General features: G+C 62.6%; 13 protein-coding genes. 4 read left to right on the top strand and 9 right to left on the bottom strand.

Annotation, left to right across the window (positions count from 1 at the left end; genetic code table 11):
• Window positions 1-237 precede the first annotated feature (237 nt).
• Window positions 238-1,311: an AI-2E family transporter gene (locus tag ACL9RJ_RS28295; RefSeq protein WP_017127761.1), complete on the bottom strand. Its 1,074-nt coding sequence runs from the start codon at window positions 1,309-1,311 to the stop codon at window positions 238-240.
• A 37-nt stretch (window positions 1,312-1,348) separates the two neighbouring features.
• Entirely contained in the window at window positions 1,349-2,401 is a 1,053-nt protein-coding gene (locus ACL9RJ_RS28290) for a DUF2066 domain-containing protein (protein ID WP_103032633.1), read from the bottom strand.
• A gap of 375 nt (window positions 2,402-2,776) precedes the next feature.
• Between ACL9RJ_RS28290 and purM the strand changes: the two genes are divergently transcribed.
• The 3 genes from purM to ACL9RJ_RS28275 are packed head-to-tail and all read left to right on the top strand — an operon-like array spanning window position 2,777 to window position 5,219.
• A complete protein-coding gene (purM, locus tag ACL9RJ_RS28285; RefSeq protein WP_017127759.1) occupies window positions 2,777-3,835 on the top strand; it encodes a phosphoribosylformylglycinamidine cyclo-ligase in 1,059 nt (352 codons plus the stop codon).
• Window positions 3,836-3,846: 11 nt separating this feature from the next.
• Window positions 3,847-4,497: a phosphoribosylglycinamide formyltransferase gene (gene purN / locus ACL9RJ_RS28280; RefSeq protein ID WP_167331654.1), complete on the top strand. Its 651-nt coding sequence runs from the start codon at window positions 3,847-3,849 to the stop codon at window positions 4,495-4,497.
• A gap of 8 nt (window positions 4,498-4,505) precedes the next feature.
• Entirely contained in the window at window positions 4,506-5,219 is a 714-nt protein-coding gene (locus tag ACL9RJ_RS28275) for a DUF3108 domain-containing protein (RefSeq protein ID WP_017127757.1), read from the top strand.
• Between the two features lie 67 nt (window positions 5,220-5,286).
• Here the strand turns inward: ACL9RJ_RS28275 and ACL9RJ_RS28270 are convergent, their stop codons facing one another.
• Complete coding sequence (locus ACL9RJ_RS28270; RefSeq protein WP_245223054.1) at window positions 5,287-6,090, bottom strand: hypothetical protein; 804 nt, start codon at window positions 6,088-6,090, stop codon at window positions 5,287-5,289.
• A 119-nt stretch (window positions 6,091-6,209) separates the two neighbouring features.
• The gene (locus ACL9RJ_RS28265; protein WP_017127754.1) at window positions 6,210-6,656 is read right to left on the bottom strand and encodes a hypothetical protein; all 447 of its coding nucleotides are present in this window, start codon (window positions 6,654-6,656) and stop codon (window positions 6,210-6,212) included.
• A gap of 614 nt (window positions 6,657-7,270) precedes the next feature.
• On the opposite strand from ACL9RJ_RS28265, the gene ACL9RJ_RS28260 reads away from it, so the two are divergent.
• Window positions 7,271-7,459, top strand: coding sequence for a hypothetical protein (locus tag ACL9RJ_RS28260; RefSeq protein WP_017127753.1), 189 nt, complete (start codon window positions 7,271-7,273; stop codon window positions 7,457-7,459).
• A gap of 108 nt (window positions 7,460-7,567) precedes the next feature.
• Here ACL9RJ_RS28260 and ACL9RJ_RS28255 read toward each other — a convergent pair whose 3' ends face one another.
• From ACL9RJ_RS28255 to cysM, 5 genes are all read right to left on the bottom strand, one after another.
• Complete coding sequence (locus ACL9RJ_RS28255; protein ID WP_017127752.1) at window positions 7,568-8,113, bottom strand: DUF2058 domain-containing protein; 546 nt, start codon at window positions 8,111-8,113, stop codon at window positions 7,568-7,570.
• Window positions 8,114-8,139: 26 nt separating this feature from the next.
• On the bottom strand, window positions 8,140-8,973 hold the full coding sequence (mazG, locus tag ACL9RJ_RS28250) for a nucleoside triphosphate pyrophosphohydrolase (RefSeq protein WP_177118247.1): 834 nt from the start codon (window positions 8,971-8,973) through the stop codon (window positions 8,140-8,142).
• Window positions 8,974-9,198: 225 nt separating this feature from the next.
• The gene (gene relA, locus ACL9RJ_RS28245) at window positions 9,199-11,442 is read right to left on the bottom strand and encodes a GTP diphosphokinase (RefSeq protein ID WP_017127750.1); all 2,244 of its coding nucleotides are present in this window, start codon (window positions 11,440-11,442) and stop codon (window positions 9,199-9,201) included.
• 119 nt (window positions 11,443-11,561) lie between these two features.
• Window positions 11,562-12,914 carry a 23S rRNA (uracil(1939)-C(5))-methyltransferase RlmD gene (gene rlmD, locus ACL9RJ_RS28240; RefSeq protein ID WP_177118248.1) on the bottom strand — a complete coding sequence of 451 codons (1,353 nt, stop codon included), beginning with the start codon at window positions 12,912-12,914 and terminating at the stop codon, window positions 11,562-11,564.
• On the bottom strand, window positions 12,914-13,816 hold the full coding sequence (gene cysM, locus ACL9RJ_RS28235; protein WP_017127748.1) for a cysteine synthase CysM: 903 nt from the start codon (window positions 13,814-13,816) through the stop codon (window positions 12,914-12,916). The genes rlmD and cysM overlap by 1 nt, the downstream gene beginning before the upstream one ends.
• Window positions 13,817-14,042 lie beyond the last annotated feature (226 nt).

The following is a 14,042-nucleotide window of genomic DNA, read 5'->3' as shown; positions in this document are numbered from 1 at the left end:
TAGGGAACCGTTAGTGGCCTCTGTGTAAAGTTTGCAAAGTTTATACCCGTGACGCCGGGCGCACAATGCAACAGACCACAAGCAAAATCAAAGGTTTGCGTTGACCGATGGGATTAGCGGGATAACCGCGTGGTCAAAAATGACACAAATCACCACGGGAGCGCGGCTTGCCTGCAATGGCCCGACAGGGCCATTGAACGCTTCGCGGGCAAGCCCGGCTCCTACAGGGGAACCGCGTCAGAGGTCAGGATCTTCCTGCCCGCCGTACATATCCGACTCCTTGTACAGGTCATGGACATGTCGCACCAGCACCATGATCACCGCCGCCACGGGCAACGCCAGCAGCACACCGGTAAAGCCGAACAGCTCGCCCCCGGCGAGGATGGCGAAAATCACCGCGACCGGATGCAGGCCGATACGATCGCCCACCAGCAACGGCGTCAGCACCATGCCCTCCAGGGCCTGGCCGATCATGAACACCGCGACGATGCCGATCATTGGATACAGGTCGCCGCCGAACTGGAACAGGCCGGCAATGATCGCCGCACCAATCCCGATGACGAATCCCATGTACGGCACAATGGCCGCCAGGCCGGCGAGCAGGCCGATCAACAACCCCAGTTCCAGGCCGACCAGCATCAATCCGCCGGCGTAGATCACCCCGAGTGCCAGCATCACCAGCAACTGGCCGCGCACGAAAGCGCCGAGCACGCCATGACATTCATCGGCCAAAGCGACGATATGCCCCTCCTGCTGACGCGGCAGCAAGCTGCGGATCTTGGCCATCATCAGGTCCCAGTCCCGCAGCAGGTAGAAGCTCACCACCGGGATCAGCACCAGGTTGGCCAGCCAGCCCATCAACGCCAGGCTCGATGCCGTCGCCTGGGACAGGACCACGCCGACGATATCGGTGGTCTGGCCCATGTGCTCGCTGATGGCGGCCTTGACCTTGTCGAACTTCCAGAAACCGTCCGCCAGGCCGAACTTGTGCTGCGCCCAGGGCATGGCCGTGTGCTGCAGCCAGTCGAGCATCTGTGGCGCCAGCTCATAGAGCCGGAACAGCTGCTTGGCCAGCATCGGCACCAGCACCAGCAACAGGGTCATCAGGATCAGGCTGAACAGGGCGAAGACCGCCACCACGCCCCAGGTCCGCGACAGGCCGAACTTCTCCAGCCGGTCGACCACGGGATCGAACATGTAGGCCAGCAGGATGCCCACCAGAAATGGCGACAATATCGGGTGCAGCAAGTACACAAGCACGCACAGCAGGATCGCCGCGCCAAGCCAAATCCATCGACGGGTGTCGGTCATGGACGATTCCAGCCTTATATATAGAAGGAAAGATGAACTACCAGCGGAAACGCAACTGCGGTGTCGGTGCCGGCGGCACCGCGGGAGTCGCGGGAGTCGCCGCGGGATCGCTGACCGCCGCAGGCGCCGGCGCTTCGCCTGGCGGAACCTCCAGCAACTTCGCCAACCCCAGTTGTGCCCGTAGCTGCTCCGCGCTGCCGCTGACCTGATAGACGATCCGGTCGCCATCCACGCTCAGCGGCCGACCGCCAAAAGGTTCGAGCAGATGCCCCAGCGCCGCATAGCGCTCCAGGTTCATGCCCTGCACTTCCAGCAACTGCTCCGTCGCCGTGCCGGGCTTGGCGGCAAAGCGCGGAGCCAGGCGCTCGCTCACCGCCAGCAGCACGGCATCGGCCAGGGCCGCGGTGTCCGCGCCCTGGGCCGTGCCCTGCTCTTTCTGGTCGCCCAGCCAGAGGCGCCATTTCGCCTCCCACTGCGTGCCATTCTGATGGGCGTGCACGGCGAGCAGGGCGTCGGCGCCATAACGCTCGGACGCCGCATGCAATGGCGAGGAATCGGAGCCTTCGAGGTTCTTGGCGGTCGCGACGATCTGTTCATCCAGGTCGGCCAGGGGCAAGCGCAGTGGCAGGCCACGATGCTGCGCGGCACGGCGCAGCGGTTCGGCGGCCGACTGCCCATCGCCCACCAGGCTCGAACCCTCGGTGGAATCGCTCAGCCACCAGCCGAGAATCGACGGTCGATTGCTGCCCCACAGGGCCAGCCCGGCACCACGCAAGGCGCGATCGGTACTCACCGGATCGAAATCCACCTGCAGGCTCTGCGGCGGCCCAGCGTCGTAGCCGTACTGGCTGATGATCTGCTGCGGATCCTTGCGCACCTCGGCCAGCCCCGGGCTCTGCGCCGCCTTGGGATCGCCGGTGAGGCGCAGCACCAGGGTTTCCAGCGCGCGCTGGGTAGCCTGGTTACGCTCATCGGGGGTCTGGCTGCTGACCGGCTCGCGGACCTGATACAAGCCGTTCAGGGTTTCGGCATGAATCGCCAGGCTCAGCAGGGAAAGACAACCGACACTCAGTAATTTGAACAAACGCATGGAAAATTCCCGACAGGCAGAAAACGGCGTGAAAGACCGAATGAATACAAAGGGACAGGCGTGTGACCACAGCGCAGTGCCATCATTCATACCGGCATTGAAAGTTTTTCCGCCGTCATAAAGACAGCGATTGATAAAGCTATACCTTATACAGCCGTGCCCGATGCGGCCAGCGCCACCGTTCAGGGATTTTTTAACGGATATCGCCCTGCCCGTCGGCCCGAGGATGGCCGCTGCTGCTCAAGCCTGATAAAATCGCGCGCCTTCGCAGACCGGCAATGACCGGACACCCGGAAAGAACGACTTGTGCCGTTCCTTCCCGTGGTCCCGTCGCTCCCGGTCGATACCCCTGAATCCCCCCTAAAGGCCTGGATCATGAGCAAGCAACCCTCCCTGAGCTACAAGGACGCCGGTGTAGACATCGACGCCGGTGAAGCATTGGTCGAACGCATCAAGAGCGTGGCCAAGCGCACTGCGCGCCCGGAAGTCATGGGCGGCCTGGGCGGTTTTGGCGCCCTCTGCGAGATCCCGGCCGGTTACAAGCAGCCGGTCCTGGTCTCCGGCACCGACGGTGTCGGCACCAAGCTGCGCCTGGCTCTGAACCTGAACAAGCACGACAGCATCGGCATCGACCTGGTCGCCATGTGCGTGAATGACCTGGTGGTCTGCGGCGCCGAGCCGCTGTTCTTCCTCGACTACTACGCCACCGGCAAGCTCAACGTCGATACCGCCGCCCAGGTGGTCACCGGCATCGGCGCCGGTTGCGAACTGTCCGGCTGCTCCCTGGTCGGCGGCGAAACCGCTGAAATGCCGGGCATGTACGAAGGCGAAGACTACGACCTGGCCGGCTTCTGCGTCGGCGTCGTGGAAAAAGCCGAGATCATCGACGGCTCGAAAGTCGCCACCGGGGACGCCCTGCTCGCCCTGCCATCGTCCGGCCCGCACTCAAACGGCTACTCGCTGATCCGCAAGATCATCGAAGTCTCCGGTGCCGACATCGAAAACACCCAGCTCGACGGCAAGCCGCTGGCCGACCTGCTGATGGCGCCAACCCGGATCTACGTCAAGCCATTGCTCAAGCTGATCAAGGACACCGGCGCGGTCAAGGCCATGGCCCACATCACCGGCGGCGGCCTGCTGGACAACATCCCGCGCGTCCTGCCAAAAGGCGCCCAGGCCGTGGTCGACGTGGCCAGCTGGCAGCGTCCGGCGGTCTTCGACTGGCTGCAGGAAAAAGGCAACGTCGACGAAACCGAAATGCACCGCGTGCTGAACTGCGGCGTCGGCATGGTCATCTGCGTCGCCCAGGAACACGTTGAAACCGCCCTGAAGGTCCTGCGTGAAGCCGGCGAACAGCCATGGGTCATCGGCCAGATCGCCACTGCCGCCGAAGGCGCTGCTCAGGTCGAGCTGAAGAACCTCAAGGCTCACTGATGTCCGAGCCGATAACCTCGACCTGTAACGTCGTGGTGTTGCTGTCGGGCACCGGCAGCAACTTGCAGGCCCTGATCGATGACGTACGGACCGGGGGCAACCCGGCCCGCATCGCCGCGGTGATCTCCAACCGCGCCGATGCCTACGGCCTGCAACGCGCCAGGGATGCGGGTATCGACACCCGCTCCCTGGATCACAAGGCCTTCGAAGGCCGCGAAGCCTTCGATGCCGCCCTGATCGAACTGATCGACGCCTTCAACCCGCAACTGGTGGTCCTGGCAGGCTTCATGCGCATCCTCAGCGCGGATTTCGTCCGGCACTACCAGGGACGCCTGCTCAATATCCACCCCTCGCTCCTGCCCAAGTACAAAGGCCTGCACACCCATCAGCGGGCGCTGGACGCCGGCGATGCCGAACACGGCTGCAGCGTGCACTTCGTCACCGAGGAACTCGACGGCGGCCCTCTGGTCGTACAGGCTGTGGTTACGGTAGAGTCTGATGATTCGGCGCAGAGTCTGGCGCAACGGGTTCATACCCAGGAACACAGGATTTACCCGCTGGCGGTACGCTGGTTCGCCGAAGGGCGCTTGAGCCTTGGCGACCGGGGTGCTTTATTGGACGGTCAATTACTCGCGGCCAGCGGCCATTCGATTCGAACCTAGGAGATTTTATGCGTCGCGCCCTGCTCTTCGCTCTTACTCTGCTTGCCTTGCCGGTTGTGCAGGCGGCGGATCTTCAGCCTTTCTCCGCCAGTTACACCGCCGACTGGAAACAGCTCCCCATGAGCGGTTCGGCCGAACGTAGCCTGACGAAAAACGACAATGGCAGCTGGACCCTGAATTTCAAGGCTTCCATGATGATCGCCAGCCTGACCGAGGAAAGCACCCTGCGCCTCGAGAAGGACAAGCTGCTGCCACAGACCTACACCTTCGAACGTGGTGGGCTGGGCAAGGCCAAGAAGATCAATCTGGACTTCGACTGGGCGACCAACAAGGTCACCGGCTTCGAAGGCAAGGATTCGGTCAACCTGCCCCTCGAAAGCGGCATGCTCGACAAGTCGACCTATCAGCTGGCCCTGCAGCGTGATGTCGCCGCTGGCAAGAAAAGCATGAGCTACCGGGTGGCCGAAGGCACCGATACCGACACCTACGACTTCCGCGTGATCGGCCCGGAAAAGGTCCAGACCAAGGCCGGCACGATCGACGCGATCAAGGTCGAGCGCGTCCGCGACCCGACACAGAGCAAGCGCATCACGCAAATGTGGTTCGCCAAGGACTGGGGCTACATCCTGGTTGCCCTGCGCCAGGTCGAAACCGACGGCAAGGAGTACAACATCATGCTCCAGGACGGTACCGTCGACGGCAAGGCTGTCAAAGGCAGCTGATACCCTCCACGGCAACAAAAAAGCCCCGCCTGATGCGGGGCTTTTTCATGGGCGATGCCACATCGGCTCAGACAGCGGCACCCGATCCACTTTCATCGAAAGTCTGCTTGTCGAGACCCAGGACCTTGTCCATCACATCCTGCGCACTGCCCTGGCCTTCGGCGGTGTGGGTCTTGTAGTTGAAGTCGAGGGCTATCCAGGCCTGCAACTTCGCCTCGTAGCTGTTCGGGTACTGGGCCTGCTCGATCGCGGGCAGGTCCTTGTAATGCTCCAGCGCCGCGGTGAAGAACTTGCTCAGCTTGCCCGTTCCGTCGTACTCGGCGATCGAACTGGCCACGACTTTCTGCCGCCAGGCATATTCCTGGTCCGATGATTCGCTCCAGGCCGCCCGCCGCTCGTTTGCGGTGAAATTGCCGCTATCGTCGTAGATGATCAACGAAAGCTGGTCTTTCGACATACCGGCGAAGGGGTTCTTCCCGCTGCCATTGACAAAATCCGTGGCATTGCGGGCACGTGCCAGCAAGTTAGGATCCTGGGTATCGGGAACCTCGGCATCATTGGCCGCCTTATTGGCAAAATAACCATCGCCGGAAATCTTGCCCAACAGCTCGTTGGCCTTGGCCCCCAGCTCCTTCCTGCTCAGGCTCGCATCCCGCGCCGCCGCACGCGCGGCGCTTTCGCTCAACTGACGGGAGAGCGAGGAAATGCTGCTGGTGTCTTTCGCAGGCTCGGCTGCGGGACTTGGCGCCGTGGAGCCGGCCTTGGCGAGCGGCTCGCCCGGAGTCGCGGCCACGCCGGAAACCTGCGCGCCGGATACTGAATTCGAATTGATTGAACCTACCAAGATGACGTCCTCCCTGTTAGTGGCCACTCCCGAATCCCTGGCCCATCAATCGTTATCGGCAACCGCCGGGGAAACTGTAAGGTCCCACGATGAACGGCAGGACCACGAACCTCGCACGGCATGACCCTGCGAGGCCCGTCATGGCCTTACTTCATCGTGAATTCAACCGTCCACGAATAGGTCGAGATGTTGGTCGAGGTCACTTTCGCGGTACAGACCGCGCCGCCACTCGGAGTCGCGGTGTTGTTCCACTTGGGAATGATCGAGCCCAACGGGCCCAGGGTCCCTACGTAGGTCGCCAGGAAGGTGCAGGTCTTGCCGCCCATGGTGTAACGCAGGTTGGCGTAGTTGGCATTGGGCGAAATATTGCTTTGCACGGTATAGGTATCGGCCCCGCCCGCACGGACCGTCGCCACGGGCTTTGGCACCGCGTTGACGTTGGTGCTGGCTTCGTTACTGGTGATGATCGTGTACGCCGCATCGGTCGTGCCCAGGTTCTTGAAGGTGACCGCTACCGGAGGACCGGCAAAGGCCGATCCGGCGGTCAGCGTGGCCAGGGCCAGTACCGAAATAACAGACTTGAACATCTTCATGCTTTTGCTCCTTTTGGTTTGATTTCCTGTCCACGGCTTTTCCGGTCGAGCGGAAAGAACCTGTCTCCTGGCACAACCAGGCCGACGGCAAAAGTTCGAAAGCATGGAAAACACAGAACCCGAGGCACGACTTTCCCCACGAATCAGGTCAGGCCTGTCGTCTGGCGGGAAGAGAGATCGGGAGAGCGCCGCAGGGGCAGCAGGACGCTGTCGAGCGAGCGCAGGTATTGACTGTGGCTTCCATGCCGAACTTCTTTTATCCATGGTTCCAGCCACCTGGCTGGAAATCCGAGGCGAGGTATTTACCACAGAACGTCGGAAAGTGGAAAGCGCCCTGACGGATCGCCGACTGCTTTCGTGCGCTCACCGCCGGCTGGGCGAATCACCGTCAGGCATCGCTCTAATCCGCGCTTTGCATCCCATCGAACATGAAACTTTTGTCAGGAAACTCCGCAGAAATCGCCTCATCCCCAACGAATCCGGGCCTTTGTCGATTACTGCAGTTTTTGCAACGGTGAATTTCTTCTGCGAACGATTTACGTAGGAGGCTAATGAATCATATAAAAGAGGCCTGCGACGCGTTGCCGCAGTTCAACAGAGACTGGAGCTTGCAGATGACCGTAAAAGTGACCGAACGCGATGATGCACATATGTCCCATGAAGGCGTAGCCAATGGCATTCGAATCTGGGATGTACACCAACAGGACCTGCTGGTAGGCATGTTTCACAACGAGGCCGATGCTCATAATTACAAGAACGAGCTGGAAACCCTCGAGATGAAACGCCAGGCACAAAGCTCCTGAAGTCTTGAGCACCCTGGGCGCCCCCGGCCCACGCAGCCGGCGATGACCCACAAGCACAAACCCCGCCTTTCGAGCGGGGTTTGTCGTTTCAGGGGTGCCGCCAGGGGCTTACCACATCAGATCGTCAGGGATCTGGTAGGCCGCGTATGGATCGTCCTCGTCCGGCACCTGGCTCTCGGTGAGGATATTGAGCTGGACGATCCGCTCGGGAGCCCGCTCCTGGATCTTCAGCGCCGCTTCACGGGGAATCACTTCATAACCGCCGCCGTGGTGCACGATCGCCAGGGAGCCATTGCTGAGCTTGTTGCGCATCAGCGTGTTGACCGACAAGCGCTTGACCTTCTTGTCGTCGACGAAGTTGTAGTAGTCCTCGGTGGTCAGCTTGGGCAGGCGCGAGGTTTCGATCAATTGCTTGACCTGGGCCGCCCGCGCCTTGGCCTCGGCTTTCTCCTGCTGCTGGCGGTTCAGTTCCTGGTCGCGCTTGACCTTCTCGGCCTGCGCTTCCTGGGCCAGGCGGGCCTGGGTGTCGTCAACCTCGGCCTGGCCTTTATGGACCAACCGTTGCTGTTTCTGTTTGTCTTTGCTGACCTGCTTGGCCTGCTTTTGATTGACCAGACCTGCTTTGAGCAACTGGTCGCGAAGGGAAAGGCTCATGGTGCTTACTCACTTGGGTCAACGACTCAGCCGCAGCTGGGTGCATTCTTTTCCTGACGTTTGGCTTCGCCCCACAAGGCGTCCAACTCTTCGAGGGTGCAATCTTCCATGGGACGGTGGGTGTCGCGCAATGCCTGTTCGACAAATCGGAAGCGCCTGTCGAATTTGCCGTTGGCGCCACGCAGGGCATTTTCCGGGTCGACCTGGAGGTGACGGGCCAGGTTGACCACACTGAACAACAGGTCGCCGATCTCATCGGCGATGGCCGCCGGGTCGTTGTCGACCATGGCCTCGAGCACCTCATCCAGCTCCTCGCGGACCTTGTCCACCACCGGCAGGGCGGCCGGCCAGTCAAAGCCGACCTGGGCCGCGCGCTTCTGCAACTTGGCCGCCCGGGACAAGGCCGGCAGGGCCGCGGGGACATCGTCGAGCAGGGACAACTGCTCGGGCGCGCGGTGGTTTTCCGCACGCTCCTCGGCCTTGATCTGCTCCCAGCGCAGCTTGACCTGTTCTTCGCTGAGGCGCGGCAGGTCGACGGGGGCATAGAGATCGCCGGTGGGGAAAACATGGGGGTGTCGGCGAATCAGCTTGCGGGTGATGCTGTCGACCACGCCATCAAATTCGAAGCGCCCTTCTTCACGGGCCAGCTGGCTGTAGTAGACCACCTGGAAAAGCAGGTCGCCCAGTTCGCCCTGCAGGTGCTCGAAGTCGCCGCGCTCGATGGCATCGGCCACCTCGTAGGCTTCCTCCAGCGTGTAGGGAACAATCGTCGCGTAGCTTTGCTTGATATCCCACGGGCAGCCGTATTGCGGGTCGCGCAAGCGGGCCATCAGGTGAAGCAGGTCTTGGAGGCTGTACATCGGTTGTCCCGTTCGTTTCTGTCACACGCTGGAAACAGCGCAAACCTTGTAGGGGCCGTGCCGGGCGGCGCTCCGCTTGTCAGCTCATGTCGACTTCAAGGGCCTCTTCGGGGGCAAGCCCCCTCCCACAAAGCCCGGTGGGAGCGGGCTTGCCCGCGAAGCTCTTGGCGACCTCAAGGCCCCCTTCGGCCTCCCACACACAAGCCCACTACACCCCCGCCATCATCAAGGGGTGCGATTGCGTCGGGTCTCGATGATATTCGGCAACTGGGAAATCCGCCCCAGCAACCGCCCCAACGCGTCCAGCCCCGGAATCTCGATGGTCAGGGACATCAACGCGGTGTTGTCCTCCTTGTTCGAGCGGGTGTTGACCGCCAGCACGTTGATGCGCTCGTTGAGCAGCACCTGGGACACGTCACGCAGCAGACCGGAACGGTCGTAGGCACGGATCACGATATCCACCGGATAGGTCGACACCGGCACCGGCCCCCAGCTGACCTGGATGATCCGCTCCGGCTCGCGCCCGCTCAGTTGCAGCACCGAGGCACAGTCCTGGCGGTGGATGCTCACACCACGGCCCTGGGTGATATAGCCGACGATGGCATCCCCCGGCAGCGGCTGGCAGCAGCCGGCCATCTGGGTCATCAGGTTGCCGACGCCCTGGATCTGGATATCGCCGCGCTTGCCGGGCTTGTAGCCGGTGGCCTTGCGCGGGATCAGTTCCAGTTGTTCGTTGCCGCGCTCCGGCTCGACCAGTTGCTGGGCCTGGTTGACCAGTTGCGCCAGACGCAGGTCGCCGGCACCGAGGGCGGCGAACATATCCTCGGCGGTTTTCATGTTGGCCTTGTCGGCCAGCTTGTCGAAGTCCACCTGCGGCAGGCCAAGACGGGTCAGCTCGCGTTCGAGCAGGGTCTTGCCGGCGGCGACGTTCTGGTCACGGGCCTGCAGCTTGAACCAGTGGACGATCTTCGCCCGCGCCCGGGAGGTGGTGACATACCCCAGGTTCGAGTTCAGCCAGTCACGGCTCGGCGTGCCGTGCTTGCTGGTGATGATCTCCACCTGCTCGCCGGTCTGCAGGCTGTAGTTGAGCGGGACGATCCGCCCGTTGATCTTCGCGCCACGGCAGTTGTGACCGATCTCGGTGTGCACCCGATAGGCGAAGTCCAGCGGCGTCGCGCCCTTGGGCAAGTCGATGGCATGGCCGTCCGGGGTGAAGATATAGACCCGGTCCGGCTCGATATCGACCCGCAACTGCTCCGCCAGGCCACCGATATCGCCCAGCTCCTCGTGCCATTCCAGCACCTGGCGCAACCAGGAGATTTTCTCTTCGTAGTGATTGGAACCGGACTTGACGTCGGTGCCCTTGTACTTCCAGTGCGCGCAAACCCCCAGCTCGGCCTCTTCGTGCATGGCGTGGGTGCGGATCTGCACTTCCAGCACCTTGCCTTCCGGACCGATCACCGCCGTGTGCAACGAGCGGTAGCCGTTCTCCTTGGGGTTGGCGATGTAGTCGTCGAACTCTTTCGGGATATGCCGCCACAGGGTGTGGACGATCCCCAGCGCGGTGTAGCAGTCGCGCATTTCCGGCACCAGCACACGCACGGCGCGCACATCGTAGATCTGGCTGAACTCCAGGCCCTTGCGCTGCATTTTGCGCCAGATCGAATAGATGTGCTTGGCCCGGCCGCTGATATCGGCCTTGACCCCGGTGGCCAGCAGTTCATTTTCCAGCTGGCTCATCACGTCGCTGATGAAACGCTCGCGATCCAGTCGCCGCTCATGCAGCAACTTGGCGATCTGCTTGTACTGGTCGGGCTCCAGGTAGCGGAAGGACAGGTCCTCCAGCTCCCACTTGATATGACCGATACCCAGGCGATGGGCCAGCGGCGCGTAGATGTCGAACACCTCGCGGGCCACCCGGTTGCGCTTCTCGTCGTCGGCGTTCTTGACCGCACGAATGGCACAGGTGCGCTCGGCCAGCTTGATCAGCGCGACACGCACGTCGTCGACCATCGCCACCAGCATCTTGCGCAGGTTTTCCACCTGCACCTGGGTGCCGAGGACCTGGGACTGGCGCGGACTGAGGCTGGCGCTGATCGCGGCCATGCGCAGCACGCCGTCGATCAGCTTGGCCACCACCGGGCCGAATTTCTGACTGACCGCCGGCAGGGCGATCTGCCCTTCGCGCACGCCACGGTACAGCACGGCCGCGACCAGGGAGTCCTGGTCGAGCTTGAGGTCGGCGAGGATCTCGGCGATCTCCAGGCCGGTGCTGAAACTGGAACCGCCTTCGGGCCACAGGTTCTGGGCCGCGTTGGTCTGTTGTTCGGCAAGCCGTGCGTATTCGCAGGCTTCCTTCAAGGCTTCACGATCCAGCGCCAGGTCGACGCTGACCGTATGATCGAGCCATGCCTCGAGATTGATACTGCCGTCAGTGTTGATCGGCTGGTGTGCTCTCACCTGTACCATCTTGCTTACCTTCCCTACGACGCAGATTCATGCGTCAAAATCGCTGGCCGTTCATCGCCCCCGCATTCCGGCAAGGCTGGTCGGAATAAGGAGGCGGCCAGTCGGACTAGACGAGCATCCTAGCTCGCTTCAAATAACGCCATGGCCTCGACATGCGCGGTCTGCGGAAACATATCGAGGATCCCGGCACGTTTTAACCGGTAGCCCTGCTTGATCAATTCGACCGTGTCGCGCGCCAGGGTTGCCGGGTTGCACGACACATACACCAACCGTTCGGCACCCAATGCGGCGAGCTTGCCCACCACCTCGAAAGCACCGTCACGTGGTGGGTCCAAGAGTACCGCAGAAAAGCCTGCTTTGGCCCAGCCGGCATCGCTCAGGGGCTGGGATAAATCGGCCTGAAAAAAAGCCACGTTATGCAGATTGTTGCTAGCGGCATTGGCCGCGGCCCGCTCGACCATGGTCTGCACGCCCTCCACCGCCACCACTTCGCGGACCTGACGGGCCAGCGGCAAGGCAAAGTTGCCCAGCCCGCAGAACAGGTCAAGCACCCGCTCGCCAGCCGTCGGTTGCAGCCAGTCGAGCGCCTGGGCCACCATCGCTTCATTGACCCCGGCATTGACCTGGACAAAATCCCCCGGCCGATACGCCAGTTCCAAGTCCCACGCTTCCAGGCGGTAGCCCAGGGACTGCGTCGGATCGACCGGCTGCGGACCGTCCTCGCCATGCAGCCAGAGCTGGGCGCCATGCTCTGCGCAAAAGCCTTGCAGGACCTGCAGGTCATCGGCCGACAACGGCGACATATGCCGCAACAACACCGCCAGCGCCGAACCGCTGAACAACTCGACATGCCCCAGAGCCTGGGGTTTGCCCAGGCGCCGGAGCATTGCCGGCAAGCCGCTCATGATCGGCTGCAAGGCCTGTACCAGCACCGGGCAATCGTCGATACCGACGATGTCCTGGCTGGAGGCCGCACGGAAACCCACCTCGAGTTTTTTCGCCTTGGCATCCCAGCGCACCGCCACCCGCGCCCGGCGGCGATAGCCGAACTCCGGACCGGTCAGGGGCGCCGCCCACGCCTCGGGCTCGACACCGGCCACCCGCGACAGCTGCTCGGCGAGCATGCGCTGTTTCAGGGCCAGTTGGTCATCATGGGGCATATGTTGCACGCTGCAGCCACCGCAACGCCCCGCATGGGCGCAAGGGGCCGGGCGCCGCCGCTCGCTGGCGAGCAATACCCGTTCGGTACGAGCCTCGACCACCTTGCCATGGGCCCCCAGAACACGGGCCTCGACCTCTTCACCGGCGAGGGCGCCGGCGACAAACCAGGTACGGCCTTCGATAAACGCGATCCCGCGGCCATCGTTGGCCAGCCGCTCGATCGTCAGGCGTTGCTTCTTGCCCACAGGCACTTGCGGGGCCCGGCTGCCGCCACTCGGTTGGAAGCGCAGGCCTCTCTCATGCTTGGCCATCAGTTGGGCGCGTCGTAGATGCCGGTCGACAGGTAGCGGTCGCCGCGGTCACAGATGATCGCGACCATCACCGCGTTCTCGACTTCCCGGGACAGGCGCAACATCGCCGCCACCGCACCGCCCGAAGACACACCGCAGAAAATCCCTTCCTCGCGGGCCAGGCGACGCATCACGTCCTCGGCTTCCTCCTGGCCCATGTCGACGATGCGGTCGACCCGTTCGGCCTGGAAAATCTTCGGCAGGTATTCGTGGGGCCAGCGGCGGATGCCGGGAATCGACGCGCCTTCCATCGGTTGCAGGCCGACGATCTGCACGTCCGGGCTCTGCTCCTTGAGATAGCGCGACACGCCCATGATGGTCCCGGTGGTGCCCATGGAACTGACGAAATGAGTGATGGTGCCCTGGGTCTGCCGCCAGATTTCCGGGCCGGTGCTGGTGTAGTGCGCCTCGGGGTTGTCACCGTTGGCGAACTGGTCGAGCACCTTGCCACGGCCTTCGGCCTGCATCCGCTCGGCCAGGTCACGGGCCCCTTCCATGCCTTCTTCGCGGCTGACCAGGATCAGCTCGGCGCCATAGGCGGTCATCGCCGCCTTGCGTTCGGCGGTGGAGTTGTCGGGCATGATCAGGATCATCCTGTAGCCCTTGATCGCCGCGGCCATGGCCAGGGCGATCCCGGTATTGCCCGAAGTCGCTTCGATCAGCGTGTCGCCGGCCTGGATCTGCCCGCGCAACTCGGCACGGGTGATCATCGACAGTGCCGGACGATCCTTCACGGACCCCGCAGGATTGTTCCCTTCAAGCTTGAGCAGCAGGGTGTTGCTGGTCGCTCCGGGCAAGCGTTGCAGGCGAACCAGGGGCGTGTTGCCGATGCAATCGGCGATAGTAGGGTACTGCAAGGTCATGGCGTATTCGCAATCCAGACTGCGGGGGCGACTATCATACCGGCAAACGCCTGCGGCCCATATCACGCAAAGTGCGGATGTTATTCGCTTCAGCTATAAGCTTAACGTGCCGGCCTGTGGCTTGTGGTTTGAGGCTCCCCTACACTGCGCAGGTGGAGCGGGCGCAGGAAGCGCGCGCCAAGAATCGAAGATCGCCGTGTCTGCCGGACGCCGTATCTGATGGAGA

The sequence above is a fragment of the Pseudomonas sp. Mn2068 genome, assembly GCF_049319725.1.
In the GTDB taxonomy this organism is placed as follows: domain Bacteria; phylum Pseudomonadota; class Gammaproteobacteria; order Pseudomonadales; family Pseudomonadaceae; genus Aquipseudomonas; species Aquipseudomonas gingeri.
This window is presented reverse-complemented; position numbering and strand designations above follow the sequence as displayed.

Coding starts and splice junctions, on each gene's coding strand:
- ACL9RJ_RS28275 (WP_017127757.1), top strand. CDS start 4,506: ATGCGTCGCGCCCTGCTCTTCGCTCTTACTCTGCTTGCCTTGCCGGTT.
- ACL9RJ_RS28255 (WP_017127752.1), bottom strand. CDS start 8,113: ATGAGCCTTTCCCTTCGCGACCAGTTGCTCAAAGCAGGTCTGGTCAAT.
- mazG (WP_177118247.1), bottom strand. CDS start 8,973: ATGTACAGCCTCCAAGACCTGCTTCACCTGATGGCCCGCTTGCGCGAC.
- ACL9RJ_RS28260 (WP_017127753.1), top strand. CDS start 7,271: ATGACCGTAAAAGTGACCGAACGCGATGATGCACATATGTCCCATGAA.
- cysM (WP_017127748.1), bottom strand. CDS start 13,816: ATGACCTTGCAGTACCCTACTATCGCCGATTGCATCGGCAACACGCCC.
- rlmD (WP_177118248.1), bottom strand. CDS start 12,914: ATGGCCAAGCATGAGAGAGGCCTGCGCTTCCAACCGAGTGGCGGCAGC.
- ACL9RJ_RS28295 (WP_017127761.1), bottom strand. CDS start 1,311: ATGACCGACACCCGTCGATGGATTTGGCTTGGCGCGGCGATCCTGCTG.
- purM (WP_017127759.1), top strand. CDS start 2,777: ATGAGCAAGCAACCCTCCCTGAGCTACAAGGACGCCGGTGTAGACATC.
- ACL9RJ_RS28265 (WP_017127754.1), bottom strand. CDS start 6,656: ATGAAGATGTTCAAGTCTGTTATTTCGGTACTGGCCCTGGCCACGCTG.
- relA (WP_017127750.1), bottom strand. CDS start 11,442: ATGGTACAGGTGAGAGCACACCAGCCGATCAACACTGACGGCAGTATC.
- ACL9RJ_RS28290 (WP_103032633.1), bottom strand. CDS start 2,401: ATGCGTTTGTTCAAATTACTGAGTGTCGGTTGTCTTTCCCTGCTGAGC.